A 25,466-nucleotide genomic window follows, 5' to 3' on the forward strand; every position below is an offset into this window, starting at 1 on the left:
GGGCCGCCCCGCCCCGCGCCGGTCAGGATTCGAGCATGCCCGTGCCCAGCAGGCCGAACAGCAGGACGCCGACGACGATCCGGTAGAGCACGAAGGCGTTGAAGGAGTGCTTGGCTACGAACTTCAGCAGCCAGGCGATGGAGGCGTAGGCGACGACGAAGGAGACGATCGTGCCGACGGCCAGCGGCGCGGCGCCCACGCCCGCGCCCAGGGCGTCCTTCAGCTCGTACAGGCCGGCGCCCGTGAGGGCCGGGATGCCGAGGAAGAAGGACAGCCGGGTGGCGGCGACACGGTCCAGGTCCAGGATGAGCGCGGTGGACATGGTGGCGCCGGAGCGGGAGAAGCCGGGGAAGAGCAGGGCGAGGATCTGGGAGGAGCCGACCAGCATCGCGTCCTTGAAGGACGTGTCGTCCTCGCCGCGCTTGTGCCGGCCCATCTGGTCCGCGCACCACATCACACCGCTGCCGGCGATCAGCGAACCGGCGACCACCCACAGGGAGGCCAGCGGGCCCTCGATCAGGGGCTTGGCCGCGAGGCCCACCGCGACGATCGGGACGGTCGCGCAGATCACCCACCAGGCGAACTTGTAGTCGTGGTGGTAGCGCTCCTCGCGGTTGGTCAGGCCGCGCAGCCAGGCGGACACGATCCGCACGATGTCCTTGAAGAAGTACACGAACACGGCGGCGATCGCCCCGACCTGGATGACGGCGGAGAATCCGACCACCGAGTCGTCGTCGACCGGGATGTCCATGAGCCCCTCGGCGATCTTGAGGTGGCCGGTGGAGGAGACGGGGAGGAACTCGGTCACCCCCTCGACGACTCCGAGGACGACGGCCTGACCGACGGAGATGGCACTCATGGGATCCAGTTCTGGGAAGAGTGGGTCGACAGTGTTGGAGACGGTCCGTGCGTTGCAGAGACTCTTACCAGGCCGAAGTGAAGTCCCGGTGACCTACGACCTACGCCCACACGGCCTGTGCCATCCAGACTCCGGCGAATGCGGCACCCAGGCCGACAACGACACTCGCGGCGGCGTTGGCGGCGGCGTAGAGCCCGGCGCCGGTCTCGGTCAGCCTCAGGGTCTCGTAGGAGAACGTCGAGTACGTCGACAGGGCCCCGCACAGGCCCGTGCCCAGCAGCAGCTGCACGTGCGGACCGGCGGCGCCGGCCGAGACAGCACCGGTCAGCAGCCCGAGGACCAGGCAGCCGGTGATGTTGACCACGAACGTGCCCCAGGGGAAGACCGAGTCGTGGCGGGACTGCACCGCGCGGTCGGTGAGATAGCGCAGGGGGGCGCCGACCATGGCTCCCACGGCCACCAGCAGCCAGTTCACGACGACCTCTTGCCCTTCCCGCCGGCGTCGCCCGGATCGGCGAGGCCGGATCCCGCCCCGCCGCCGTGGCGCGCGCCGCCGTGTCCGCGGCCGACGTACCGGATGACCTCGCAGTCGTCCAGCATGACGAGCCCCTCGGTGACCAGCTCGTCCAGCTGCGGCAGGAAGGTCCGCACGCGCTCCTCGGTGTCGACGATCACGACCGCCACGGGCAGGTCCTCGCTCATCGACAGCAGCCGTGAGGTGTGGATGAGGGAGGAGGCGCCGAAGCCCTCCACGCCCCGGAAGACGCTCGCGCCGGCCAGGCCGGCGGCGTGCGCCCGGTGCACGATCTCCGAGTAGAGCGGCTTGTGGTGCCAGGTGTCGTTCTCGCCGATGAGGACGGTCACGCGCAGCGCGCTGCCGGTGAGCCTCGTCATGGCTGCCTCCACTTCAGTACCCGGCGGGCCGCCGTCACGGCGAGCCACACCGCCGCGAGTGCCGCGCACAGGGTCGCGGCGAGGTAGGCCAGGCCGGTGCCGGCGTGGCCGGAGTCGGTCAGCTTCTGGATGTCGACGGCGTAGGTGGAGAAGGTGGTGAAACCGCCGAGCACGCCGGTGCCGAAGAAGGGCCGGACCAGGCGATGGGCGGCCCATACGTCGGTGATGACCACCATGAAGACGCCTATCACCGCGCAGCCGACGACATTGGTCCACAAGGTCGCCCAGGGAAAGCCGCCGGGCGGCGTCGGCCACCACAGCGAGGCCGCGTAGCGGCCGAAGGCGCCGAGCACCCCGCCGAGCGCCACCACCGCGACCACCGGCGCCTGGGCGCGCCAGGCGTGCCGCCGCGCCGGGCGCCCGGTGCGCAGGCTCGGGCTCTCGGTCTCGGGGGCTGTCATCGTCGTACGTCTCCTACTCGCCCGGGCCTCGCGGACATGCGGGGCCGCTGCCTTCGCAAGTAGGGACCGTTGGCGGCGACGGCGCCGCGGTTCGGGTACGGCGGGCCCCACCGCCGCGCCGCGTCGGTGACCGCGGCCGGGCAACAGGTTAGCGCCGGGCGGCGGGGCGGGTCACGCCGAGGCGCCCCGTCGAGGTCACCAGCCCTCGTCGAGGTCACCAGCCCTTCTCGAACAGGCGGGCCACCTCGGCGATGCGGAGCTCGTCACGCCGGTAGTAGGTGCGGCGGCGGATCCGGCGGGTGCGCAGCAGGCCGAGGTCGGCGAGCAGGGCGAGATGCGTCTCGGCGACGCGCCGAGGTATGCCGAGGGCGGCGGCGACGGCCGCGGCGGTCGCGCCGTGCTCGGCCGGACGGCTGCGGCGGTCGCGCTGCCGTGACCGCTGCGGGGGGACGTACGTGGCGGGGTCCTTGAGCCACTCCAGGATGACCAGACGTGTCCGGCCGGCGGGAGTCCTCAGCATCTCCGCCTCCTGTCGTCGAGGCCGCCCCGTCCTGAGGTTTTCCCACTGTGGTGCGGACCGACCCGTCGTGTCCGGGACTCGACGGCGCTTGTCCGGTACCTGGCGGAGGCGGCCGCGCCCGGATCGGCGGCCCGGTGCGGACCGGCCGCCCGGCGCGGAACCGGCGGCGGCAGTCCTCGCCCGGACGGCGGTCGCCGGTCCATGCACGCGCATGCACCGGCACTACCATGCGACCTATGGGAGCGAACGCGGCCGGGGCCCGGCTGGAGGAGCAGTGGCGGGGCATCCTGTCGGTGCACGCGCGGACGATGTGCGAGATCGACCGCGTGCTGCATCCGTACGGTCTCGGCGCGAGCGACTTCGAAGTGCTCGACATCCTGGCGTCCGGGTCGGACGGCGCCGCCGGAGCCGCCGGGCCGGAGGGACCCTCCGAAGCGGCCGGGGCGGGCGAGGAACACCGGCATCACCGGGTGCACACCCTCGCCGACCGGGTCCACCTCAGCCAGAGCGCGCTGTCCCGGCTGCTGGGCAGGCTGGAGAAGGACGGGCTGGTGCAGCGGGCGGTGTGCGCCAGGGACCGGCGCGGGGTGTGGGTCTCGCTCACCCGCAAGGGTCGTGACCTGCACGCCGAGGTGCTGCCGCTGCAACGCGCGGTGCTGGCGCGCACGCTGGGCGGCGACCGGTGACGAGGGACGGCGCGCCGAGTTCCGCCCGTCCCGTGTCCGCTCCGCCCTGCGTGTCCGGTCGACCTCGTCGGTCCTGCCGGGTCCGCCTCAGCCCTGCGGCCGGGCGAGCAGGGTGCGGACGCCCTCCGAGGTGAGCGTCAGTCCGTGCGGGGAACTGGCGTCGATGGTCAGCGACAGGTCCTCGGCGGGCCACTGGGAGGCCAGGGCCCCGAGGGGCACCATCCGGTAGCGGGAGACGAACGGCAGCAGTTCCGACATCTCGAGTTCCGAGGTGAACACGGGCACCACCGGCACCCCGCCCGGTTGCTCCAGTACTGGCAGCGCCACCGCAGACGGGTTGGTCGCCTCCTCGTCGCTCACGTCGTCGGGTACGGGGATCAGCACGTCGCTCCCGGCGAGCGCGTCCAGCGCCGCCGTGTCCTCGGCGTTCTCGGCGAGCACGTCCAGCGCCCGCTGGGCGAGCGTGGGGGTGTTGTCGTGCGCGGGTGTGTCCATGGCAGATTCCCTGGTAGCGGTGGTCGTGCGGCCCGCCCGGAGGTGGTCGTGGCGCCGGCCCCCGGTACGGCCCTGGTCGCGTACCCGACCACGCCCGGCGCAATCGTCCCGGCCCCGCGGAATCCTCGGAGCCTCGCGCCGCGCGGACCCGTGGGAGCGGCCCGGCCGGCCCGGCACCGCGCGGGGTTCGGCGGCGGCCCGGCGTGCCGGGCCCGAATCGGCCGGCGGGCAGGTGGTTACTCATACCGCGGGGTTCGGAGATGAGCCCCGGGGCTCTCCGCGCCGGACGTCGCGGAGAGCCCGCCCGTCGCGGGCGCGCCGCGGCGTCAGTGCGGGGGGCCGGGCTCGCGGACCCAGCCCAGGGACCGTTCGACGGCCCGCTGCCAGCTCTCGTACTCCCATGCGCGCCGTTCGGGGTCCATGTCGGGCAGCCACTGGGCGGCCCGGTGCCAGTTGCGGCGCAGGACCTCCAGGTCGGACCAGTATCCGGCGGCGAGCCCGGCGGCGTAGGCGGCGCCGAGGGAGACCGTCTCGGACACCAGCGGCCGCACGACGGGTACGTCGAGGACGTCGGCGAGCAACTGCATGAGCAGGTTGTCCGAGGTCATGCCACCGTCCACCTTGAGCTCCCGCAGCGCGAGCCCGGAGTCGGCGTTGATGGCGTCGACGACCTCCCGGGTCTGCCAGGCGGTGGCCTCCAGCACGGCACGCGCGAGATGGCCCTTGGTGATGTAGGAGGTGAGGCCGACGATGACCCCGCGCGCGTCGCTGCGCCAGTGCGGGGCGAACAGGCCGGAGAAGGCGGGGACGATGTAGCAGCCGCCGTTGTCCTCCACCGTGCGTGCCAGGGTCTCGATCTCGGGCGCGGTGCTGATCATGCCCAGCCGGTCGCGGAACCATTGGACCAGTGAGCCGGTGACCGCCATCGGGCCCTCCAGCGCGTACACCGTGGGCTGGCCGGCGATCTTGTAGGCCACGGTGGTGATCAGGCCGTGCCGGGAGCGCACCAGGTCGGTGCCGGTGTTCATCACCAGGAAGCTGCCGGTGCCGTAGGTGCACTTGGCCTCGCCGGGCGAGAAGCAGGTCTGGCCGAACAGGGCGGCCTGCTGGTCGCCGAGGGCGGCGGTGATGCGGACGCCGGGGAGCAGCGCGCGGGCCTCGCCGTAGCTCTCCGCGGAGGACCTGATCTCGGGCAGCAGGGTGGGCGGCACGCCGAAGAACTCCATGAGTTCCGGGTCCCAGGTCAGGGTCCGGATGTTGACGAGCATGGTGCGGCTGGCGTTGGTGGGGTCGGTGATGTGCAGACCGCCGTCGGTGCCGCCGGTCAGGTTCCAGATCAGCCAGCTCTCGATGGTGCCGAACAGCACATCGCCGTCCCGGGCGCGCTGTTCCAAGCCCTCCACGTGGTCGAACAGCCAGCGGATCCGGGGGGCGGAGAAGTAGGTGGAGGGCGGCAGGCCGCACCGGTCGAGGAAGAACTCGTCGCCGGGCCGGTCCCGGAGCGTGTCGACCAGCGGCGCGGTGCGGGTGTCCTGCCAGACGACGGCCCGGCTCAGCGGGGTGCCGGTGCGCCGGTCCCACAGCACCGTCGTCTCGCGCTGGTTGGCGATCCCGACGGCCGCGATCCGTTGGGCGTCCACACCCGCGCTCGCGAGCGCCTCGGGCACGATGCGCCGGACGTTGCGCCAGATCTCGAGGGCGTCGTGCTCGACCCAGCCGGGCCGGGGGAAGTGCTGCTGGTGCTCCCGCTGGGCGACGGACACCAGGCGCCCGCGATGGTCGAACAGGATGCATCGTGTGGACGTGGTGCCCTGGTCGATGGACATCACATACCGCTCAACCATGTTCGGACCGTCCTTCCGATGCGTCGCGCACGTGGGAGGCCTCGACGGTGAGACCGCCCGGCGGAGGGCTGCGGGACTACCAGCGAACCGCCCCCAGATCCCGGGAGATCGCCCGGGACGCCTCCCGGAGCAGTGCGATCAGCGCGGGCAACGGCCGGCCCCTGGGGTCGCAGATCCGCTCGACGGCACCGGACAGGCCGATGGCGCCCACGACGAGACCGCCGTGGCCGCGGATCGGTGCGGCGATGCCGGCGTCTCCCATGCTCATCTCCTGCACCTCGGCTCCCCAGCCGTTTTCGCGCACCTCGGCCAGCGCCCGGTCCAGGTCCTCCCGTACGACGAGGGTGTGGCGGGTGTAGGCCTCCAGGCCGTCCGGGGGCATCGGGCCGAGGGTGGCGGTGCCGAAGGCCAGCAGGACCTTGCCGAGCGAGGAGGCGTGCAGCGGCAGCAGCGCGCCCACGTCCAGGGTCTGGAGGGTGTCGTCGGGCCGGAAGACGTGGTGGACGATGAGGACCTTGCCCTCCAGGGGCGTGCCCAGGCGGACGGCCTCGCCGCTGCGGGCGGCCAGCGCGTCGGCCCAGTTGATGGAGCGCGAGCGCAGTTCGTTGACGTCGAGGTAGCTGGTGCCCAGGTGCAGTAGCGCGGCCCCCAGTTGGTACTTCCCGGTGGCCTCGTCCTGCTCGACGAAGTCGACGTGCTGGAGGGTGCGCAGAATGCCGTGGGCGGTGCCCTTGGCCAGCCCGAGGGACGACGCCACCTCGCCGAGCCCGAGCCTGCGGGGCCCACCGGCGAGCAGGCGCAGGATCGCCGCCGCTCGTTCGATGGACTGGACGGGTCCGGCCATACGGCGATTTTAGTCCTGTTCGCCCCGGTGGGAGCTGGCGTTCGGCAATGCCGACCGCCGCGCGTTGACCGGGCACGCATCCGTTTCCTAGCGTGCTTTGTCGCGCCCGGCTCCCGGTCGGCAGCGCCGCCCGGAGAAAGAGGGGACACCATGTCCGTAGCGCAGCTCGACGCCGCGCCTCTCAGGGAGGTGGACCACGCCTTCCCGCTGCCGCACACGCCCGGTACCGTGTCGGCCGTCCGCCATCGCGTCAGCGCGCTCCTGGGCGTGTGGGACCTGCCCACCGAAGCCGCCGACGACGTGCTCCTCGTCGTCTCGGAACTCGTCACCAACGCGCTCGTGCACGCCGTGCCGCCCGCCACGCTGCGCCTGTGGCGGCTGCCCGTGGACGGCCGATGGGCCGTCCACGTCGAGGTGACCGACCTGGGGCCCGCGGCGCCGCCCGGGCCGGCGGCCGCGCCGGATCCGGACGAGCACGGCCGGGGCCTGGACATCGTCACCGCGCTGTCGGCCCGGTGCGGGATACGCACGGACCGCGGCCGGACCAGCCGCTGGGCGGAGGTGCTCGCCGACTGAGCCCTCGGCCGGGCCGCCACCGAACCCGAAGACGGAGGATTCGCCGGAGGTGATCCGGCGCCGACCCGGATTCGGCCATGTCGCCGCGCTTGCGCCGCGCGCCGGCCGGACACGCCGTACCGCACCCCGTACCGGGCGCGCGCCGAGCGGCGGCTCAGTCACGGCCGGACGGCGCCGCCGTGGTGCCGCGCACCTCCAGGACGGGCACGGTCAGGTCCACGGTACGCGAGCGGCCCGGGTCCTCGATGCGATCCAGCAACCGCTGCGCCGCGCGCCGGCCCAGGTCGTGGCCGGCGTTGTCCACCGTGGTCAGCCACAGATGCCGCAGCCGGGACAGGTAGGTGTTGTCGTATCCGGCCAGGGAGAGGTCGCGGGGCACTTCAAGACCGCTCTCCTCGGCCGCCGACAGCGCGCCGACGCAGGTCATGTCGTTGACGGCGAAGACGGCGGTGGGCCGTTGCGGGCGGCCGAGCAGGCGCACGGTGGCCCGGTAGCCGCCTTCCTCGGTGAAGTCGCCCTGCTCCACCACCGCCGTGTCGCCCAGACCGCTCTCGCGCATGGCGGTCTCGAAGCCCCGCCGGCGCAGGTCGCCGACCGCGCCCCGCCCCGCGATGTGCGCGATGCGCCGGTGACCGAGGCCGATGAGGTGTTCGGTGGCCAGCCGGGCGCCGTGCTCGTCGTCGCCCGCGACCACGTCCACCCCGGGCAGTTCGGGTTCCCGGGCGCCGGCGACGACGGTGGGCACCCGTTCGGCCGCCGTGCGCAGCGCCGAAGGGTCCTGGAGGGTGCCGACGGCGACCACACCGTCCACGCGCAGGTCGGTGAACGTACGGGTGAGGTCCTGTCCCAGACGCCGGTTGAGCCGTCCGTCCGCGAGCAGCACGTGCAGGCCGCTGTCGTGGAGGCGGGTGTTCAGGCCGTCGAGGAGTTCGACGAACCAGGGGTTGCGCAGGTCGTTCAGCAGGACACCGACGGTCCGGGTGCGCCGTTCGCTGAGGCTGCGGGCGGCGGCGTTGGGCCGGTAGCCGAGTTCCTCGATCGCGGCGAGGACGGCCCGCCGCTTGTCGGGACGCACGCTCTCGGAGCCGCGCAGCACCAGCGAGACCAAGGACTTCGACACACCGGCCCGCGCGGCCACGTCACGGATGGTCGGAGGTCGCACGCGATGGACCGTTCCATAGGCGGGCGGTGCTTGTAAAGGGTGACTGAGACGCCGGGACGGACACCTCACGGCGCCTTGACACCCGACGGGAGCGGCGGTCATGGTGAGCCAGGTTCTTGGATCGGTCCAAACGGGCTCGGTCCACCGAGGGTGCCGCGAAGAAGGGCTGCCATGGTGAACTCGCTGGGCGTCGCCGTCGTCGGATTCGGCTGGATGGGGCGGGTGCACACCCAGGCCTACGTCCGCGTGGCCCACCACTTCCCGGAGCTGACCGTCCGTCCGCACCTGGTCGCGGTCGCCGACGAGGTGCCCGGACGGGCGGACGAGGCGGCCGGGCGGTACGGCTTCGACTCCGCGACCCGCGACTGGCGGGAGATCGCCGCCGACCCCCGGGTGCGGGCGGTCAGCATCACCGCGCCGAACTTCCTGCACCGCGAGATCGGTGTGGCCATGGCCGGGGCCGGCAAGCACATCTGGATCGAGAAGCCCGTCGGCCTCACCGCCGACGACGCCCGCGCGGTCGCCGACGCGGCCGCACTAGCCGGTGTGCACGGCACCGTCGGCTTCAACTACCGCAACGCGCCGGCCGTCGCCACCGCCCGCGAGATGATCGCCGCCGGTGAGATCGGCGCGGTCACCCATGTCCGCATCCGGCTGTTCAGTGACTACGCCGCCCACCCCGAGGGTGCGCTGACCTGGCGGTACGAGCGCCGGCGCGGCGGCAGCGGAGTCCTGGGCGACCTGGCATCCCACGGCGTGGACCTCGCCCGCCACCTCATCGGCGAGATCGACTCGCTGGCCGCCGACACGGCCGTGTTCCTGCCCGAGCGCGCCCGCCCCGCCGGCGCCACCGCCGGTCACGCCCGCGCGAGCGGCGGCGAGCTCGGCCCCGTAGAGAACGACGACTACGTGGGCTGCCTGCTGCGCTTCGCCTCCGGAGCCCGCGGGGTGCTGGAGGCCTGCCGGGTCTCGGTCGGCGAGCAGAACGCCTACGGGTTCGAGATCCACGGCACCACGGGCGCGCTGTTCTGGGACTTCCGCCGCTTGGGCGAGCTCGGCGTCAGCCGCGGCAGCGCGTACCAGGACCAGCCCGTCAGCACCGTCTACGTCGGCCCCGGGCACGGCGCGTACGCCGCTTTCCAGCCCGGGGCGGCCAACGCCATGGGCTACGACGACCTGAAGGTCATCGAGGCCCACCACTTCCTGCGCTCCGTCGCGGAGGGCACCGCCCACGGCGCGACCCTCGCCGACGCCGTCGCCGCCGCGACGGCCCTGGACGCCATGACCGTCTCCGCACGGGAGCGGCGGTGGGTGACGATGGTCTGAGCCGCCGGACGGGGCTGTCACCCCGCGGAGGACACAGCGGGCTTGTCACCCCCTGTCGTGCGGGGCGCGCCGACCACTTTTGAACACGTTCAACTCTCTGGGCTACAGTCGCTCCCACCGACAGAGGGGGTCGACGTCGATGAAGATCGTGCTGCCCGGCGGGACCGGACAGGTGGGGACGGTGCTGGAGCGCGCGCTGGGCGCCGCCGGGCACGAGGTCGTGGTGCTGAGCCGACGCCCCACGCGCCCGGGACAGGTCCTGTGGGACGGGCGGACGCTGGGGCCGTGGGCCAAGGTGATCGACGGCTGCGACCTGGTGGTGAACCTGGCCGGGCGCAGTGTCAGCTGCCGTTACACGCCCGCCAATCTCCAGGCGATGATGGACTCCCGGGTCGACTCGGCACGGGTCGTGGGCGAGGCGATCGCCGCCGCCGCACGGCCGCCGCGCGTGTGGCTGCAGATGAGCACGGCCACCGTGTACGCCCATCGCTTCGACGCGCCCCACGACGAGCGCAGCGGGGTGATCGGCGGGGCAGAACCCGGCGTTCCGGGTTATTGGGCCTACAGCGTCGAGATCGCCAAGGCCTGGGAGCGGGAGCAGGAGCGGGCCGGCACCCCGCACACCCGCAAGGTCGCCCTCCGTTCCGCCATGGTGATGAGCCCCGACCGGGGCGGTGTCTTCGACGTGCTGCTGCGGCTGGCCCGTCTGGGTCTGGGCGGCCCGGTGGCGGGCGGCGGCCAGTACGTGTCCTGGATCCACGAGCAGGACTTCGTCCGCGCGGTGGAGTTCCTGGCCGCCCGCGAGGACATCGCCGGGCCGGTGAATCTGGCGGCGCCGAACCCCCTGCCGCAGCACGCCCTCATGCGCGAGCTGCGCGCCGCGTGGGGTGTCCCGGTGGGGCTGCCCGCGACGGCGTGGATGGCGGAGATCGGCGCCTTCGTGCTGCGCTCGGACACCGAGCTGCTGCTGAAGAGCCGACGTGTCGTGCCCGGCCGTCTGCTCGAGGCGGGGTTCGCCTTCGACCACCCCAGGTGGCCGCAGGCCGCCGCGGACCTCGTCCGACGCGTCCGGGCCCGGCCCGGCGCCCGGCGCCGCGGCCGGTAGCGGACGCGCGCCCGTGGCCCGCCGGCCGCACGTCGGCCGGCACCGGCCGGAGCCCCGCGCCCGCCCGGCGGTCCGAGCGGCGGGATTCGGCGCGCGCGATCCGTTCGGGACTGGTGTGCTGGAGATGGGGGTGCGGGTCGGAAGCCGTATCGGACCGGGAGAGTCGGACATGAGTACCTACAGAGTCGCCCAGGCGACCGCTGCCGGTGGATCGTTGGAGCTCGCCGAGCGCGAGGTGGCGGAGCCGGGTCCCCGGCACGTGCGGATCGCCGTGGAGGCCTGCGGCGTCTGCCACAGCGACGCGTTCTTCGTGGACGCGGCGGTGCCCGGCATCCAATTCCCGGTGGTCCCCGGACACGAGATCGCCGGCCGGATCGACGCGCTCGGCGAGGGCGCGACGGAGTACGGCTGGCAGGAGGGCGACCGGGTGACGGTCGGCTGGTTCGGCGGCAGCTGCCTGCACTGCAAGCCGTGCCGGCAGGGCGACTTCATCGTGTGCGAGAAGCTCAAGGTGCCTGGCTGGACGTACGACGGCGGCTTCGCCGAGCGGGTGATCGCGCCGGTCGACGCCCTGGCCCGGATCCCCGAAGGGGTGGCCGCGAGCGACGCGGGGCCCATGGCGTGCGCCGGCGTGACCGTGTTCAACGGGCTGCGGCGCAGCGCCGCACGGCCGGGCGACCTGGTCGCGGTGCTCGGCATCGGCGGTCTGGGGCACCTGGGAGTGCAGTACGCGGCGGCCATGGGCATGGAGACGGTGGCGATCGCCCGGGGCGCCGACAAGGCCGAGATCGCCAAACAGCTGGGTGCCCACCACTACATCGACAGCACGGCGGGCACTCCCGTCGCCGAGGCGCTGCACTCCCTGGGCGGCGCGAAGGTCGTCCTGGCCACGGCCGGCAGTTCCGAGGCCATCGCGGCGACCGTGGACGGGCTCTCGCACCGCGGCGAACTGGTCGTCATCGGCGCGGTACCCGAGCCGCTGGGGATCAGCCCGTTGCAGCTCATCATGGCCGGCAAGGTGGTCCGCGGTCATCCGTCCGGTACCGCGCAGGACGTGCAGGACACCATGGCTTTCAGCGCGCTGCACGGGATCCGCCCGATCACCGAGACGGTGCCGCTGGAGCAGGCCGACGAGGCGTACCGGAAGATGCTCTCCGGCGCCGCCCGGTTCCGTATGGTGCTCACCACGGCGTGACGCGCCCGGGCCCGCGGGGTCGGGGCCCGCGACGCGGGCCGGCAGGCACGCGTGCCCGGCCGCGGGCTCCCGCGGCACTCGTGATGGCCACGAGCCCGGCCCCGCCCGGCAGTTCGGCGACCCGTTCACCAACTCCCGCGACGGCCGGGGACGGCGACCACTTCACGGACCACGGCTGATCCCGGCGGCCGGTCGCGGCCCCGGGGTTCCAACCCCGCAGCCGGGCCCGCACCCTGGCGTGTTGGCCGCCGGACGCTACTCCTCGTCCTGGGTGCTGCCGCGGGTGCGTCCGGGCTCGGGCGGCACGCCTTCCTTGGCGCGGGCGGTGAGGACATCGCCGACGAACAGGTCGTAGGCGAGCACCCCGACCACACCGCCGACCAGCGGACCGACGATGGGGATCCACCAGTAGTGGCTGAACGAACCGGCCATGGACCCCGGTAGCGCGAGATCGCCCCACCCCGCGGCGAACGTGAACAGCCGGGGGCCGAAGTCACGGGCCGGGTTGATGGCGTATCCCGCGTTCGCGCCGAAGGAGATGCCGATCGCGGCGACGACGAACCCGATCACCAGCGGCCCGAGGTTGGCCTTCACCGCGGTGTTGCGCAGGTCGATGACCGCCGCGATCAGCATCAGCAGCAACGCGGTGCCGACGATCTGGTCCACGAGCGGGCCCCAGACTCCGCCGTGGAAGTAGGGCGCCGGGAAGGTCGCGAAGATGGAGAACGAGGCGACGGTGTGCCCGTTGGTCTTCGGCCCCTTCATCGCCGCGTCGAAGGTGTTGATCGCGTCGTGGTACACGGCGTACACCAGGGCCGCTCCGGCGAAGGCGCCGACCAGCTGCGCGCCCCAGTACGGGAGCACCTTCGCCCACGGGAACCTGCGCCGCACCGCGAACGCCAGCGTGACCGCGGGGTTGATGTGAGCGCCGCTGACGCCGCCGGCCACGTACACGCCGAAGACCACGGCGAACGCCCAGCCCCAGGCGATCAGCAGCCAGTCCCCGGCTCCCAGGAAGAAGGTGGTGGGCCCCTCCGTCCGGCCGGATCCCGGCAGCGCCGCGACGGCCATGGCGACCGAGCCGCAGCCGAGGGCGATGAGGACGAAGGTCCCCAGGAACTCGGCCAGGCATTCACCCCACAGACCCCCACGGCGCCTGAGACGCGACGGCTTGATCAGGGGCGGTATCTCTACAGCCATATAGGCCCCCTCGACGAACGGTCCGGCCCGCGGGCCGGCACAGCCCTGCTTCGGGCGGCCCCGCGATGATGCGCAGTCGCGGCCCCGCGTCACTGCTCAGTGTGCGCGTCCGTACGGGCTGTGGCCACTCGGCTGACAAGGGTTTCCGGCCGGGACGTGCTCCGCGATCACCGCGCGGGCCCGCGACGCGCGTGAAGGGCCGGACGAGTGAACTCCATACGGGTGATCCCGCCGCCCGTCCCGGCAGGCGCGGGGGCCGGGAATCCAGCGGCGTGACGGGCCGTCCCGACCCGGCGGTGATCCGCGGCAGGCCGGCGACACGGATGGCAACGATGCTCCGACGGCACGAGACTGATTCATGCTTTGGTGATCAGCCTTCGTGATCAGGCCACAACGGATCGAGTGACAACGGATTCAGCCACAAGGGACTCGGACGACGACGAACGGCCTCGGGGACCGGTCACGCCAGGCCGGTGGTTTTCGACCTTTCCTCAGGGAGCACGCATGGTGGAGAAGTCTGCCGACATCCTGATGCCCGAGCCGGACGGACCCCCCATCGCCCCAGGCGGAAGCACCGCGCCGACGACGGCGGACACCGAGCGGGAACTCGCCGGCATCCTGGCAGACCTCGTGGACGCCGACGATGTGCCGCCGGACAGCCACTTCTTCACCGATCTCGGCGCGAACTCCCTGGTGATGGCCCAGTTCTGCGCACGGGTGCGGAAGCGGGCGGACCTGCCGTCCGTGTCCATGAAGGACATCTACCGGTGCCCCACGGTCCGCGACCTGGCGGCCGCGCTCTCCCGCCCCGCGTCCGCGCCCGCCGCATCCACCGCCGCACCGGCCCCCACCCCGGAGTCCGCGTCACCCCCCGGACCCCCGGTGCGGCCGGCGCCTTCCGCGTCCTCACCGGCACCGCCGCCCGCCCGGGACGCACCGGCCGGCACGGTGCGCTACCTGCTGTGCGGGACCCTGCAACTGCTGGCCTTCGTCGGCTACTCGTTCGTGGTCGGGATGGCGACCGCCGAGGCCTACGAATGGGTCGCCTCGGCACCGGGTCTCCTGGACATCTACCTGCGGTCGCTCGTGTGCGGTGGCTCCGGCTTCCTCGCCGTGTGTGCCTTCCCGGTGGCGGCCAAGTGGATTCTCGTCGGACGCTGGAAGGCCGGCGAGTTCCCGCTCTGGGGACCGGCCTATCTGCGGTTCTGGATCGTCAAGGCGCTGCTGCACGCCAATCCCATGATCCTGTTCGTCGGCAATCCGCTCTACGTGATGTACCTGCGGGCGCTCGGCGCACGGATCGGCAAGGACGTCACGATCCTCTCCCGCTCCGTTCCGGTCTGCACCGACCTGCTCACCATCGGCGCCGGCACGGTGATCCGCAAGGACGCGTACTTCCTCTGCTACCGCGCGCATGCCGGACGCATCCAGACCGGCCGGATCACCCTCGGGCAGGACACGTTCGTCGGCGAGAAGACGGTGCTCGACATCGACACCGCCATGGGCGACGGGGCCCAGCTCGGACACGCCTCCGCCCTCTACCGGGGCCAGGAGATCCCTTCCGGCGAGCGCCGCCACGGCTCCCCGGCCCAGCCCACGCAGGTCGACCACGTGCGGGTGCCCCCGGCCCGGTGCGGCACCCTGCGGCGGGCCTGCTTCGCGGTGTCCTCCCTGCTCCAACTGCTCCTGATCTATCTGCCGCTCGCCGTCGGCGGCGTGTACATGGTGTTCGCCGAGGTCCCGGCGCTCGGCGAACGGCTGGACGACCGGACGCGGGCCGCCTCGACCGGGGAGTTCGTCACCGACACGCTGATCGTGGCCACGGTGCTGTTCCTCGGGGGCGTCGTCCTGGGCCTGGCCGCCCTGATCACCGTGTCCCTGCTGGTGCGCCTGGTGGTCAGGCCCGACCGGACCTATCCCCTCTACGGCTTCCGCTACGCCGCCCACCGGCTGACGACCGCCCTGACGAACATCCGGTTCTTCACCTGGCTCCTCGGCGACAGCTCCTACGTCGTCCCCTATCTGCGCGGCATCGGATACGACCTGTCGAAGGTCGAGCAGACCGGCTCCAACTTCGGCACCGAGGTGCAGCACGAGACCCCGTTCCTGGTGTCCGTCGGCAGCGGCACGATGGTCGCCGACGGCCTGTCCGTCCTCAACGCGGACTACTCCCGTACGTCCTTCCGGGTGTCCCGGACCTCGATCGGCGCCCACAACTTCCTCGGCAACAACATCGCCTATCCGGCCGGCGGCCGGACGGGCGACAACTGCCTGCTGGCCACCAAGGTGATGGTTCCCCTGGACGGCGAGATCCGCGAGGGGGTCGGCCTGCTCGGCTCGCCCTGCTTCGAGATCCCGCGCACGGTCGAGCGCGACACCCGCTTCGACCACCTGCGCACCGGCGACGAACTGCGCCGCAACCTCGCCGCGAAGAATCGTTACAACGCCCGTTCGATGGCGCTCCATCTGTTCCTGCGCTGGCTGCACACGGTCGCGCTCGCGGCCGTCGCGCTGACCTCGGTCGACCTGTACGGCGCCCTGGGACACCTGGTGATCGCCTTCTCCCTCACGCTCACCGTCGCCTTCAGTGCGGGCTACTACGTGCTGGTGGAGCGGATGCTCACCTCCTTCCGTCCGCTGCGCCCCCGGCTGTGCTCCATCTACGACCCGTATTTCTGGTGGCACGAGCGGCTGTGGAAGGTGCCGGACCGCTATCTCGCGCTGTTCAACGGGACGCCGTTCAAGAGCCTGATGTGGCGGTTGATGGGGGTGCGCATCGGCCGCCGGGTCTTCGACGACGGCTGCCTCATCACGGAGCGGACGCTCACCGCCATCGGGGACGACTGCACGCTGAACGTCGGCAGCAAGATCCAGTGCCATTCGCAGGAGGACGGCACCTTCAAGTCCGACCGCACCACGCTCGGCGCCGGCGTCACCCTCGGGGTCGCCTCGCATGTCCACTACGGCGTGACGGTCGGCGACCTCGCCGTGCTGGCCCCCGACTCCTTCCTGATGAAGGGAGAGGAAGTCTCCGCGCACGCGCACTGGGAAGGCAACCCCGCCGCGCCGACGGCGAACTGAGGAAGGGTCAAGCGATGGGAACGCTCGTGGCAGCGGACCGGGACTTCTGGGCCGACGTGCTGACCGCCGGTGGATTCACCGCCGTTCCACGGTGGGCCGGCGGGCAGCCCGTGCCAGGTGTGGCCCGGCACGAGGTACCGGTGCCTGCCGACGTGGTGAAGGCTGTGCGCGCGCTGGCGGCGGAACTGGGAGTCCCGGTCAGCGCGGTGCTGCTGGCCGCGCACGCCAAGGTGCTCGCCGCACTGTCCGGTGAGCGGGACGTGGTGACGGGATACGCCACGGGTGCCGGGGGCGGGCCGCTGCCCTGCCGGCTCAGCCTCGCGCCACCCACATGGCGCGGGCTGGTGCGCAGTGCCCGCCGGGTCGAGGCGGACCTGCTCGGGCACCGGGACTTCCCCGTCGGCGAACTGCGGCGCGAGCTGGGGCTGACGCAGCCGCCCTACGAGGTGCTGTTCGACCCCGGGGAGACCATGGGCGACGGCGACGGCAACCAGGGCGCCCGGACGGCGGAGGAGGAGACCGAGGTTTCGGGCGCCGCCGGGCTCGCCCCGAGTGCCGGGGCCGCCGAGGGCGCCTTGCCCGGGTACGTGGTGCTGGGCGTGCGCTGGAGCGACGGGGACGGTGACGGGCGGGCGGCGCTGCGGCTGCGGTACCGCACCGACGCGCTCGACGCCGATGCGGCGGCCCGCGTCGGCGGCTATCACCTGGCCGCGCTGCGGCTGATGGCGGCCGACGCCGACGCCGAGCACGTGGGGCAGAGCCTGCTGTCGGCCGAAGAGGTGCGCGAGCAACTCGACGGACTGGCGGGACCGCGCCGCGAGCTGCCCGACGCGCGGGCGCACGAGCTGTTCGAGCGGCAGGTGCGGGAGCGTCCCGACGCGGTGGCCGCCGTGCACGGCGAGCTCTCGTGGACGTACGCGGAGCTCAACGCCCGCGCGAACCGGCTGGCGCGCGCGTTGCTGGCGCGCGGGCTGAGCCGCGAGGACGTGGTGGCGGTGGTCACCGAACGCAACCTGGACTGGCTGGCGGCGGTCCTCGCCGTGTTCAAGGCGGGCGGTGTCTATCTGCCGATCGAGCCGCACTTCCCGCCCGGCCGGATCGCGGCGACGCTGGGGCGGGCCGGGTGCCGGCTGGCCCTGACCGAGCGCGGCAGCACCGACTCCCTGGACCAGGCCCTGGCCACGCAGGCGCCGGACGTCGAGAAGCTGCTGGTGAGCACCGCCTACGCGGAGGATCACGCCGAGGACGACCTCGGCGTGGAGGTGGCACCCGGCCGGCTGGCGTACATCTACTTCACCTCGGGCTCCACGGGTGAGCCGAAGGGTGCGATGTGCGAGCACGCCGGCATGCTCAACCACCTCTTCGCCAAGATCGACGACCTGGGGATCGGTCCCGGCCGGGTGGTGGCGCAGACGGCCCCGCAGTGCTTCGACATCTCGCTGTGGCAGTTGCTGGCCGCCCTGCTGGTGGGCGGGCGGACGCTACTGGTGGAGCAGGACGCGGTCGTGGACGTGGAACGGTTCGTGGACACGCTGGTCCACGGCCGGGTGGGGGTGGCGCAGGTGGTGCCCTCCTACCTGGAGGTGGTGGCCTCGTACCTGGAGCGGCACCCGCGCGAACTGCCCGACCTGACCTGTGTGTCGGTGACCGGGGAGGCGCTGAAACGGGAACTGGTCCAGCGCTGGTTCGCCGTCGCCCCCCGCATCCGGCTGGTCAACGCCTACGGGCTCACCGAGACGTCCGACGACACCAACCACGAGGTCATGGACGCGGTGCCGGAACGAGTGCTGCTGGGCCGGCCGGTCAACAACGTCCGCGTCCTCGTCGTCGACGAGCACCTGTCGCTGGTGCCGCTGGGCACGCCCGGACTGATCGCCTTCTCCGGGGTCTGCGTCGGGCGCGGCTACGTCAACGACCCCGAACGCACCCGTGAGGCCTACCGGGAGGACCCGTACCGGCCGGGTGAGCGGCTGTATCTGGGCGGCGACTGGGGACGCTGGCATCCCGGGGGCAAGCTGGAGTTCCTGGGCCGCCGGGACAGCCAGGTGAAGATCCGCGGGTTCCGCATCGAGATCGGTGAGATCGAGAACACCCTGCTGCGGGTGCCGGGGGTGCGGGACGGCGCCGTGGTCGTCGCCGAACTCGCGGGTGGCAGCACGCATCTGATCGCCTACTACTCGGGCCGGCGCCTCAAGACCGAGGAGCTGCGGCGGGCGCTGGGCGACGCGCTGCCGGCGTACATGGTGCCGACGGCCTTCCACTGGCAGGACGCCCTGCCGCTGACCGCCAACGGCAAGATCGACCGCAAGGCCCTCAGGGCGCTGGCCGAACGGTCCGCACGGGCCGAGCCCGCGGCGCACGCCGACGGGGAGCACGGTGACGCCCCGCGCACGGCGACCGAGCGCAGGCTGGCCGAGACGTGGGCCGACCTGCTGGGGCTGCCCCGGGAGGTGATCGGCCGCGGCGACCACTTCTTCGACCGCGGCGGGACCTCGCTGTCGGCGGTGAAGCTCACCATCGCCCTGAACCGGGCCGTGTCCTTGAAGGACATCACCCGTCATCCGGTCCTGTCCGACCTGGCCGCGCTGCTGGACGGCACGGCCCGGCGGCGCTCCGGGCTGCTTCAGCCGCTCGCGGGAGCGGACGGCCGGCGGGAGTGCGCCCTGGTGTGCTTCCCGTACGCGGGGGGCAACGCGGTCAACTTCCAGCCGATGGCGAGCGCCCTGGCGGGCAGCGCTCTGGCGGTGTACGCCGTCGAGCTGCCCGGCCACGACCTGGCCGCCGCCGGCGAGGCGTTCGCACCGCTGGAGCAGGTGGTCGAGGAGACCGTCACCGAGATCACGGCGCGGGGGATCGGGCGCGTCATGTTGTGGGGCCACTCCTCCGGCGCGGCCCTCGCCGTGGAAGCGGCGCGCCGGCTGCCCGGGCGCGGGGTGGAGGTGGTACGGGTGTTCCTCGGCGCGCAGTTGCCCGGGACGGCCTCCGAGCGGCGCGCCGCCGCAGCCGAGTTGGCGCGGTGCGGCAACGCCGAGATCGCGGCGCGGCTGGCAGCGGACAGCGGCTACACCGAGCTGGGCGAGCTGAACGCGCGGCACGCCGAGCACATCGGTGCCGCCTACCGGCACGACTGCGTGTCGGCGCACCACTACTTCGCCGACGTCCTGGACTCCCCGCCGGCGGTGAGGCTGACCGCACCGGTCACCGTGGTCGTCGCCGCCGACGACCCGCACACCGCCACATTCCGTGAGCACCACCGTGACTGGCGGCTTCTGGCCGACCACGTGGATCTGTGTGAACTCGCCGACGGCGGCCACTACTTCCCGCGCACCCGGCCGGCCGAGGCGGCACGGGCCGTACTCGGCGCCGCCGAGTTGCTCGCCTCCTCCTGAGGCCCCCGTCCAACGAAAGGAAATCGAGATGTCGTTCTCGTCCCCGGCGTCACTGCTGGAGGTGGAGCTGCGACCGGACCGGCCGCCGGTCCTGCACGTCGAGCCCCCGGCCGACGCGACCGGCTGGGCGGCCGAGTACCGCTCGGCGCTGCGCGCGCGGGTCACCGAGCACGGCGCGGTGCTGGCGCGCGGCCTGCGGCTGCGGGAGCCGGAGCAGGTCCGGTCGGTCTTCGCCGGGCTGGGCGGCGAACTCATGGCCGAGCGCGAGGCGTTCGCCCCCCGGACGTCGTACGGCGCGGGGCTGTACTCCTCCACGGCCTGGCCGGACAACCAGCCGATGTGCATGCACCACGAGCTGAGTTACGCGCTGCGCGTGCCGGGCCTGATGCTCTTCGCGTGTCTCACCGCGCCCACGGAGGGCGGGGCGACCGCGGTGGCCGACGGCGAGGAGGTGCTGCGGGCGCTGCCGGCCGAGCTGACCGAGCGTTTCGAACGCGAGGGCTGGATGCTCACCCGCAGCTACAACGACGAGATCGGGGCGTCCCTGGCCGAGTCGTTCGGCTCGGAGGACCGGGAGACCGTGGAGAACTACTGCCGCGCCCACGCCATCGACTTCGCCTGGCAGCCGGACGGGGCACTGCGCACCCGGCAGCGCCGCGCGGCCGTCCTGCGGCATCCGGTCACCGGCCGCCGCTGCTGGTTCAACCAGATCGCCTTCCTCAACCAGTGGACGCTGGCGCCGGAGGTGCGCGAGTACCTGGTGGACGAGTACGGCGAGGACGGGCTGCCGTTCAACACTCGCTACGGGGACGGCACGCCGATCGGCGAGGACGTGGTGCAGCTGCTCAACGCCACCTACGAGGAGCACACCCGGCGCGAGCCCTGGCAGCCCGGCGACCTGCTGCTGGTCGACAACATCCGCACCGCGCACAGCAGGGAGCCCTTCACCGGCGAACGCGAGGTGCTGGTCGGCATGGCCGAGCCCCAGCTGCTCGCCGAGGGCCGCCCGACCCCGGAAGGAGCCCGTCGATGACCCCTGCGACCCCCGGAACGCCTGTGACGTCCTCCGCCCGCGGGACGGGCGCCGCCGGCCCGGCCCGCGTACCGTCCTTCGCGGTGATCTCCGGCGGGCAGGTGCGGCAGGCGCTGCACGGCCGCGAGCGGGAGATCGTGGACCTGGTCGAGGCCACCTACCGGCTGCACGGCGCCGGACGGACGGTGAACCCGCCGTCGTACTTCCTGCGCTTCCCCGACCGGCCCACGTCCCGGATCATCGCGCTGCCGGCCTCCGTCGGCGCGCCGGTGTCCGTGGACGGCCTGAAGTGGATCTCCAGTTTCCCGGAGAACGTCGCGGCCGGAGTGCCGCGGGCCTCGGCGGTGCTGATCCTCAACGACCCCGCCACCGGCTACCCGTTCGCCTGCCTGGAGAGCTCCATCATCAGCGCCACCCGGACGGCGGCCTCCGCCGCGCTGGCCGCGGACCGGCTCAGCCGCAACCGGACCCGGCCCACCCGGGTCGGTTTCTTCGGCACCGGCCTGATCGCCCGCTACATCCACGCCTTCCTCGCCGGCACCGGCTGGAGCTTCGACACCGTCGGCCTGTACGACCTGTCCGCCGACAGCGCCGGCGGTTTCTGCGGCTATCTGAAGCAGGCCGGTACCGGACCGGCCGGCTCCTCGGGGGCGGTCACCGTCCACGACAGCCCCGAGGAGCTGATCCGCTCCAGCGACCTGGTCGTCTTCGCGACCGTCGCGGGCGAACCGCATGTCCATGAACCGTCCTGGTTCGCCCACCACCCGCTGGTCCTGCACGTGTCGCTGCGCGACCTCGACCCGCGGATCCTGCTCGACTCGGCCAACTTCGTCGACGACGTCGAGCACTGTCTGAAGGCCGACACCTCCCCGCACCTGGCCGAACAGCTCACCGGAGGACGGGACTTCCTGGACGGCACCCTCGACGACGTCCTCACCGGCCGGGTGGAGCCGCCGGCCGACCGCACGGTGATCTTCTCCCCCTTCGGCCTCGGCGTCCTCGACCTCGCCGTCGGCAAGTTCGTCCACGACGAGGTGGCCCGCTCCGGGCGGCTCCGCGTCGTCGACGACTTCTTCCACGAGCTGTGCCGGTACGGGTGATAGCCCTCTCCGCTGATCATCCCTCCCCTCGGCCAGGCATCAGGAGGCCAGCGTGCCCGTCATCACCGCCCCCCACGCCTTCAACGAAGGCCAGCTCTACGTCGACCTCCAGCCGATCTTCGGGCGCTCGCTCTACCTGAAGTGCGAGGGCTTCAACTTCGCCGGCTCCATCAAGCTGAAGGCCGCGATCGAGATGGTGGAGTCGGCGGAGCAGGAGGGACTGCTGTCGGAGGACTCGATCCTGATCGAGTCCTCCTCCGGCAACCTGGGGGTCGCGCTCAGCATGATCGCGGCCAGCAAGGGCTACCGGTTCCTGTGCGTGACGGACTCCCGCTGCAACCTGTCGACCCGGCTGCTGATGGAAGCGCTGGGCAGCGAGGTCCAGGTCATCTCGGATCTGGACGCCAACGGCGGCTTCCTGGGCGCCCGCATCGACTACGTCCGCTCGCTGTGCGCCTCCGACGAGCGGTACGTGTGGCTGAGCCAGTACACCAACCCGGGCAACTGGCAGGCGCACCACCGCCGTACGGCGCCGGAGATCGCCCGTCAGTTCCCGCAGTTGGACGTGCTGTTCGTGGGGGTGGGGACCACGGGGACGCTGATGGGGTGTGCGCGCTTCTTCCGCGAGTGGCACCGGCCGGTGCGGATCGTGGCGGTGGACACCGTCGGCTCGGTCGCCTTCGGCGGCGAGCCCGGTCGGCGGATGATCCCCGGCCTCGGCATGAGCATGCGTCCACCGCTGCTGGACGAGTCCTACGTGGACGAGGTCATCCGGGTGGAGGAGGCGGACACCATCCGCGCCTGCCACCGGCTGGCCCGCCGCGGGTTCCTGTTCGGCGGCTCCACCGGGACGGTGGTCAGCGGTGCGATGGACTGGCTGGCCCGGAACGAGGCGCGCGGCCTCACCGCCGTGGCCATCGCCCCGGACCTCGGCGAGCGCTACCTGGACACGATCTACCAGCGGGCCTGGCTGGAGGACCTGTACGGCGACCAGGTCCTCGACGACGATCCGGGTCCCGCCTCGGAGGAGGTGGCCGCCGGCGGCGAGGCGGTCGCCCCGGCGTGCGACCACGGCCGCGAGGCGTAGGACCTGTGCACCGGGTCCCGTTCCGGTGCCCGGAGGGTCTTCCGCCGTGCGGTGCCTGTCACGCGGTGGACCGGGAGGCAGGAGTGCCTCCCGGTCCGGGCTCCGCCCGCTGATGCGGCGCCGGATGGAGCGCGCCCACGCGGGACCGCGGCCTGTGGCGGCGGTCTGCCGTCGAAACGGGCGGTTGCGAGATGCCGCACATGGCACACCCCGGACTGGACGGCATACCGACTAGTCAGGATGATGGTCGGGTCCTGATGTTGCCGTCTCTCGTTCCCAGGAGCGTTCGATGAGCCCTGACCACCCGCCCGGACTCGATCTCGACCGGCTGCGCGGGCTGCTCGACCGCAAGCGGCCCGGCCTGGTGCACGGCCCCCTGACCGGCCGGCTGATCGAGGGTGGTCGGTCGAATCTGACGTACGCGCTCTCGGACGGCGTCTCGAGGTGGGTCGTGCGGCGGCCGCCGCTCGGCCACGTGCTGGCCACCGCGCACGACATGAGGCGCGAGCACCGGGTGATCAGCGCGCTGCACCCGACGAGCGTGCCGGTGCCCCGCGCCGTGCTGCTCTGTGAGGACGAGGAGGTGCTGGGGGCGCCCTTCTACGTCATGGAGTTCGTCGAGGGCACTCCCTACCGCACCGCCGACCAGCTCGCCCCGCTGGGCGAGGAGCGCACCCGGAACGCGGTGCACTCGCTCGTCGACACCCTGGTGGAGCTGCACGCGGTGGACCCGGCCGGCGTGGGCCTCGGCGACTTCGGCCGGCCCGAGGGGTTCCTGGACCGGCAGCTGCGGCGCTGGGGCAAGCAGCTGGACGCCTCCCGCAACCGCGAGCTGCCGGGCATCGACGAACTGCACGCCGCCCTCGGCCGCCGCATGCCGGTCTCCCCCGCGCCCACCGTGGTGCACGGCGACTACCGTCTCGACAACGTCCTGATCGGGACCGTGGACGGCGCCGACAGGATCAAGGCGATCCTCGACTGGGAGATGTCCACGCTCGGCGACCCGCTCACCGACCTGGGCCTGCTGGTGATGTACTCCACCCCGCTGGGCATGCCCGAGTCGCCCGTGTCCACCACCGCCCAGGCCCCCGGGCACCCCTCCCCCGCCGAGCTGATCGAACGGTACGCCGCGCGCTCGGGGCGCGACGTGGGCGCCGTCGACTGGTACACGGCGTTCGCCTGGTTCAAGCTCGCGGTGATCCTGGAGGGCATCCACTACCGGTACACGCTCGGCCAGACGGTCGGCCGCGGCTTCGACCGCATCGGCGACCTCGTTCCCGTCTTCATCCGGCACGGCCTCACCACGCTGGGCCTTCAGGAGGGCTGACCATCATGGACTTCGCGTTCGACGCGCGCACCGAGGAGCTGCGCGCCCGGCTCCTCGCCTTCATGGACGAGTACGTGTATCCCGCCGAGCAGGTCGCGCACGAACAGCGGGCGCGGCTCGCCTCGCCGTGGCAGGACCCGCCGGTGGTGGCGGAGCTGAAGGCCGAGGCACGCCGGCAGGGCCTGTGGAACCTGTTCCTGCCGGACGCCGAGTACGGCGCGGGCCTGACCAACCTCCAGTACGCGCCGCTCGCCGAGATCACCGGACGCTCCCCGCAACTGGCACCCACCGCCACCAACTGCGCGGCCCCGGACACCGGCAACATGGAGGTGCTGGCGCAGTTCGGCGACGAGCGGCAGAAGAAGCAGTGGCTCCAGCCGCTGCTGGCGGGCGACATCCGCTCGGCGTTCGCGATGACCGAACCGGAGGTGGCCTCCTCGGACGCCACCAACATCACCACGCACATCGAGCGGGACGGCGACGAGTACGTCATCACCGGCCGCAAGTGGTACATCTCCGGCGCCATGCACCCCGACTGCCAGATCTTCATCGTGATGGGCAAGACCGACCCGGACGGGCCGGACATCCGCCGCCAGCAGTCGATGGTGCTGGTGCCGCGGGACACCCCCGGTGTCACCGTGGAGCGGGCCATGAAGGTCTTCGGATACGAGGACCACTACCACGGCGGCCACGCCGAGGTGGTCTTCGACCACGCGCGCGTGCCGGTGTCGAACCTGATCGACGAGGAGGGCGGCGGCTTCGCCATCGCCCAGGCCCGCCTCGGTCCGGGCCGTATCCACCACTGCATGCGGCTGATCGGCATGGCCGAACGGGCGATCGAGCTGATGTGCCGGCGCGCGGTGTCGCGTACGGCGTTCGGCAAGGCGCTGGCCCAGCAGGGCGTCGTGGGGAACTGGATCGCGGACGCCCGGGTCCAGGTCGAGCAGTTGCGGCTGCTGGTCCTGAAGACGGCCTGGCTCATGGACACCGTGGGCAACAAGGGCGCCCACACCGAGATCCAGGCCATCAAGATCGCCACGCCTCGCGCGGTGGTCGGCATCCTGGACCGGGCGATCCAGTTGCACGGCGCGGGCGGCGTCAGCCAGGACTTCCCCCTGGCCGAGCTGTACGCGGGCGCGCGCACCCTGATGCTGGCCGACGGCCCGGACGAGGTCCACCAGCGGTCTCTGGCCCGCCGTGAACTGAAGAAGTACCGGTGAGTCCCGGCGGTGAGGGGCCCGTCCGGCCCCTCGCCGCCCGGTGGTGTCCTCGGGTAGGGACA

22 protein-coding genes are annotated in these 25,466 nt (G+C 72.5%); 12 read left to right on the top strand and 10 right to left on the bottom strand.

Features of this window, described 5'->3' with window-relative positions; genetic code table 11:
• Positions 1 to 22 precede the first annotated feature (22 nt).
• The 5 genes from ACWDUZ_RS04555 to ACWDUZ_RS04575 all read right to left on the bottom strand — a co-directional run bounded on the left by ACWDUZ_RS04555 (position 23) and on the right by ACWDUZ_RS04575 (position 2,734).
• Positions 23 to 859, bottom strand: coding sequence for an undecaprenyl-diphosphate phosphatase (locus tag ACWDUZ_RS04555; protein WP_451630300.1), 837 nt, complete (start codon positions 857 to 859; stop codon positions 23 to 25).
• A gap of 100 nt (positions 860 to 959) precedes the next feature.
• A complete protein-coding gene (crcB, locus tag ACWDUZ_RS04560) occupies positions 960 to 1,334 on the bottom strand; it encodes a fluoride efflux transporter CrcB (protein ID WP_451630301.1) in 375 nt (124 codons plus the stop codon).
• Entirely contained in the window at positions 1,331 to 1,753 is a 423-nt protein-coding gene (locus tag ACWDUZ_RS04565; RefSeq protein ID WP_451630302.1) for a DUF190 domain-containing protein, read from the bottom strand. The genes crcB and ACWDUZ_RS04565 overlap by 4 nt, the downstream gene beginning before the upstream one ends.
• Positions 1,750 to 2,214 (bottom strand): FluC/FEX family fluoride channel, encoded by a 465-nt coding sequence (locus ACWDUZ_RS04570; RefSeq protein WP_451630303.1) that lies wholly within the window; start codon positions 2,212 to 2,214, stop codon positions 1,750 to 1,752. The genes ACWDUZ_RS04565 and ACWDUZ_RS04570 overlap by 4 nt, the downstream gene beginning before the upstream one ends.
• 214 nt (positions 2,215 to 2,428) lie before the next feature.
• A complete protein-coding gene (locus ACWDUZ_RS04575; protein ID WP_451630304.1) occupies positions 2,429 to 2,734 on the bottom strand; it encodes an ArsR family transcriptional regulator in 306 nt (101 codons plus the stop codon).
• 236 nt (positions 2,735 to 2,970) lie between these two features.
• Here ACWDUZ_RS04575 and ACWDUZ_RS04580 point away from each other — a divergent pair, with 236 nt between their 5' ends.
• Positions 2,971 to 3,420, top strand: coding sequence for a MarR family winged helix-turn-helix transcriptional regulator (locus tag ACWDUZ_RS04580; RefSeq protein ID WP_451630305.1), 450 nt, complete (start codon positions 2,971 to 2,973; stop codon positions 3,418 to 3,420).
• An 87-nt stretch (positions 3,421 to 3,507) separates the two neighbouring features.
• On the opposite strand, the gene ACWDUZ_RS04585 is transcribed toward ACWDUZ_RS04580, so the two are convergent.
• From ACWDUZ_RS04585 to ACWDUZ_RS04595, 3 genes are all read right to left on the bottom strand, one after another.
• A complete protein-coding gene (locus ACWDUZ_RS04585) occupies positions 3,508 to 3,915 on the bottom strand; it encodes an SseB family protein (RefSeq protein WP_451630306.1) in 408 nt (135 codons plus the stop codon).
• Positions 3,916 to 4,241: 326 nt separating this feature from the next.
• Positions 4,242 to 5,759, bottom strand: coding sequence for a glycerol kinase GlpK (glpK, locus tag ACWDUZ_RS04590; RefSeq protein ID WP_451630307.1), 1,518 nt, complete (start codon positions 5,757 to 5,759; stop codon positions 4,242 to 4,244).
• A 76-nt stretch (positions 5,760 to 5,835) separates the two neighbouring features.
• Positions 5,836 to 6,603: an IclR family transcriptional regulator gene (locus ACWDUZ_RS04595; RefSeq protein WP_451630308.1), complete on the bottom strand. Its 768-nt coding sequence runs from the start codon at positions 6,601 to 6,603 to the stop codon at positions 5,836 to 5,838.
• A 150-nt stretch (positions 6,604 to 6,753) separates the two neighbouring features.
• On the opposite strand from ACWDUZ_RS04595, the gene ACWDUZ_RS04600 reads away from it, so the two are divergent.
• Positions 6,754 to 7,179 (top strand): ATP-binding protein, encoded by a 426-nt coding sequence (locus tag ACWDUZ_RS04600; protein ID WP_451630309.1) that lies wholly within the window; start codon positions 6,754 to 6,756, stop codon positions 7,177 to 7,179.
• A gap of 154 nt (positions 7,180 to 7,333) precedes the next feature.
• Here ACWDUZ_RS04600 and ACWDUZ_RS04605 read toward each other — a convergent pair whose 3' ends face one another.
• Positions 7,334 to 8,341 (bottom strand): LacI family DNA-binding transcriptional regulator, encoded by a 1,008-nt coding sequence (locus ACWDUZ_RS04605; protein ID WP_451630310.1) that lies wholly within the window; start codon positions 8,339 to 8,341, stop codon positions 7,334 to 7,336.
• Positions 8,342 to 8,512: 171 nt separating this feature from the next.
• On the opposite strand from ACWDUZ_RS04605, the gene ACWDUZ_RS04610 reads away from it, so the two are divergent.
• From ACWDUZ_RS04610 to ACWDUZ_RS04620, 3 genes are all read left to right on the top strand, one after another.
• Positions 8,513 to 9,667, top strand: a complete 1,155-nt coding sequence (locus ACWDUZ_RS04610; protein WP_451630311.1) for a Gfo/Idh/MocA family protein — start codon at positions 8,513 to 8,515, stop codon at positions 9,665 to 9,667.
• Between the two features lie 139 nt (positions 9,668 to 9,806).
• On the top strand, positions 9,807 to 10,772 hold the full coding sequence (locus ACWDUZ_RS04615) for a DUF1731 domain-containing protein (RefSeq protein WP_451630312.1): 966 nt from the start codon (positions 9,807 to 9,809) through the stop codon (positions 10,770 to 10,772).
• A 169-nt stretch (positions 10,773 to 10,941) separates the two neighbouring features.
• Positions 10,942 to 11,967 (top strand): alcohol dehydrogenase, encoded by a 1,026-nt coding sequence (locus ACWDUZ_RS04620; RefSeq protein ID WP_451630313.1) that lies wholly within the window; start codon positions 10,942 to 10,944, stop codon positions 11,965 to 11,967.
• 255 nt (positions 11,968 to 12,222) lie between these two features.
• Here ACWDUZ_RS04620 and ACWDUZ_RS04625 read toward each other — a convergent pair whose 3' ends face one another.
• Entirely contained in the window at positions 12,223 to 13,167 is a 945-nt protein-coding gene (locus ACWDUZ_RS04625) for an MIP/aquaporin family protein (protein ID WP_451630314.1), read from the bottom strand.
• 504 nt (positions 13,168 to 13,671) lie between these two features.
• On the opposite strand from ACWDUZ_RS04625, the gene ACWDUZ_RS04630 reads away from it, so the two are divergent.
• The 7 genes from ACWDUZ_RS04630 (at position 13,672) to ACWDUZ_RS04660 (ending at position 25,404) form a co-directional block, all read left to right on the top strand.
• Positions 13,672 to 16,248: a Pls/PosA family non-ribosomal peptide synthetase gene (locus tag ACWDUZ_RS04630; protein WP_451630315.1), complete on the top strand. Its 2,577-nt coding sequence runs from the start codon at positions 13,672 to 13,674 to the stop codon at positions 16,246 to 16,248.
• A 14-nt stretch (positions 16,249 to 16,262) separates the two neighbouring features.
• Positions 16,263 to 19,637, top strand: a complete 3,375-nt coding sequence (locus ACWDUZ_RS04635; protein ID WP_451630316.1) for a non-ribosomal peptide synthetase — start codon at positions 16,263 to 16,265, stop codon at positions 19,635 to 19,637.
• Positions 19,638 to 19,665: 28 nt separating this feature from the next.
• Entirely contained in the window at positions 19,666 to 20,670 is a 1,005-nt protein-coding gene (locus ACWDUZ_RS04640; RefSeq protein WP_451630317.1) for a TauD/TfdA family dioxygenase, read from the top strand.
• Complete coding sequence (sbnB, locus tag ACWDUZ_RS04645) at positions 20,667 to 21,770, top strand: 2,3-diaminopropionate biosynthesis protein SbnB (RefSeq protein ID WP_451630318.1); 1,104 nt, start codon at positions 20,667 to 20,669, stop codon at positions 21,768 to 21,770. The genes ACWDUZ_RS04640 and sbnB overlap by 4 nt, the downstream gene beginning before the upstream one ends.
• A gap of 52 nt (positions 21,771 to 21,822) precedes the next feature.
• On the top strand, positions 21,823 to 22,857 hold the full coding sequence (gene sbnA, locus ACWDUZ_RS04650; protein WP_451630319.1) for a 2,3-diaminopropionate biosynthesis protein SbnA: 1,035 nt from the start codon (positions 21,823 to 21,825) through the stop codon (positions 22,855 to 22,857).
• 289 nt (positions 22,858 to 23,146) lie between these two features.
• Positions 23,147 to 24,184, top strand: coding sequence for a phosphotransferase family protein (locus tag ACWDUZ_RS04655; protein WP_451630320.1), 1,038 nt, complete (start codon positions 23,147 to 23,149; stop codon positions 24,182 to 24,184).
• A gap of 5 nt (positions 24,185 to 24,189) precedes the next feature.
• Positions 24,190 to 25,404: an acyl-CoA dehydrogenase family protein gene (locus ACWDUZ_RS04660; RefSeq protein ID WP_451630321.1), complete on the top strand. Its 1,215-nt coding sequence runs from the start codon at positions 24,190 to 24,192 to the stop codon at positions 25,402 to 25,404.
• Positions 25,405 to 25,466: the final 62 nt, after the last annotated feature.

It is taken from the genome of Streptomyces sp. NPDC003393 (assembly GCF_053589015.1).

Excerpts from the sequence above, each read along its gene's own strand:
- ACWDUZ_RS04555 (WP_451630300.1), bottom strand. The coding sequence starts at position 859 with ATGAGTGCCATCTCCGTCGGTCAGGCCGTCGTCCTCGGAGTCGTCGAG.
- ACWDUZ_RS04565 (WP_451630302.1), bottom strand. The coding sequence starts at position 1,753 with ATGACGAGGCTCACCGGCAGCGCGCTGCGCGTGACCGTCCTCATCGGC.
- ACWDUZ_RS04570 (WP_451630303.1), bottom strand. The coding sequence starts at position 2,214 with ATGACAGCCCCCGAGACCGAGAGCCCGAGCCTGCGCACCGGGCGCCCG.
- ACWDUZ_RS04575 (WP_451630304.1), bottom strand. The coding sequence starts at position 2,734 with ATGCTGAGGACTCCCGCCGGCCGGACACGTCTGGTCATCCTGGAGTGG.
- ACWDUZ_RS04580 (WP_451630305.1), top strand. The coding sequence starts at position 2,971 with ATGGGAGCGAACGCGGCCGGGGCCCGGCTGGAGGAGCAGTGGCGGGGC.
- ACWDUZ_RS04585 (WP_451630306.1), bottom strand. The coding sequence starts at position 3,915 with ATGGACACACCCGCGCACGACAACACCCCCACGCTCGCCCAGCGGGCG.
- glpK (WP_451630307.1), bottom strand. The coding sequence starts at position 5,759 with ATGGTTGAGCGGTATGTGATGTCCATCGACCAGGGCACCACGTCCACA.
- ACWDUZ_RS04595 (WP_451630308.1), bottom strand. The coding sequence starts at position 6,603 with ATGGCCGGACCCGTCCAGTCCATCGAACGAGCGGCGGCGATCCTGCGC.
- ACWDUZ_RS04600 (WP_451630309.1), top strand. The coding sequence starts at position 6,754 with ATGTCCGTAGCGCAGCTCGACGCCGCGCCTCTCAGGGAGGTGGACCAC.
- ACWDUZ_RS04610 (WP_451630311.1), top strand. The coding sequence starts at position 8,513 with ATGGTGAACTCGCTGGGCGTCGCCGTCGTCGGATTCGGCTGGATGGGG.
- ACWDUZ_RS04615 (WP_451630312.1), top strand. The coding sequence starts at position 9,807 with ATGAAGATCGTGCTGCCCGGCGGGACCGGACAGGTGGGGACGGTGCTG.
- ACWDUZ_RS04620 (WP_451630313.1), top strand. The coding sequence starts at position 10,942 with ATGAGTACCTACAGAGTCGCCCAGGCGACCGCTGCCGGTGGATCGTTG.
- ACWDUZ_RS04625 (WP_451630314.1), bottom strand. The coding sequence starts at position 13,167 with ATGGCTGTAGAGATACCGCCCCTGATCAAGCCGTCGCGTCTCAGGCGC.
- ACWDUZ_RS04630 (WP_451630315.1), top strand. The coding sequence starts at position 13,672 with ATGGTGGAGAAGTCTGCCGACATCCTGATGCCCGAGCCGGACGGACCC.
- ACWDUZ_RS04635 (WP_451630316.1), top strand. The coding sequence starts at position 16,263 with ATGGGAACGCTCGTGGCAGCGGACCGGGACTTCTGGGCCGACGTGCTG.
- ACWDUZ_RS04640 (WP_451630317.1), top strand. The coding sequence starts at position 19,666 with ATGTCGTTCTCGTCCCCGGCGTCACTGCTGGAGGTGGAGCTGCGACCG.
- sbnB (WP_451630318.1), top strand. The coding sequence starts at position 20,667 with ATGACCCCTGCGACCCCCGGAACGCCTGTGACGTCCTCCGCCCGCGGG.
- ACWDUZ_RS04655 (WP_451630320.1), top strand. The coding sequence starts at position 23,147 with ATGAGCCCTGACCACCCGCCCGGACTCGATCTCGACCGGCTGCGCGGG.
- ACWDUZ_RS04660 (WP_451630321.1), top strand. The coding sequence starts at position 24,190 with ATGGACTTCGCGTTCGACGCGCGCACCGAGGAGCTGCGCGCCCGGCTC.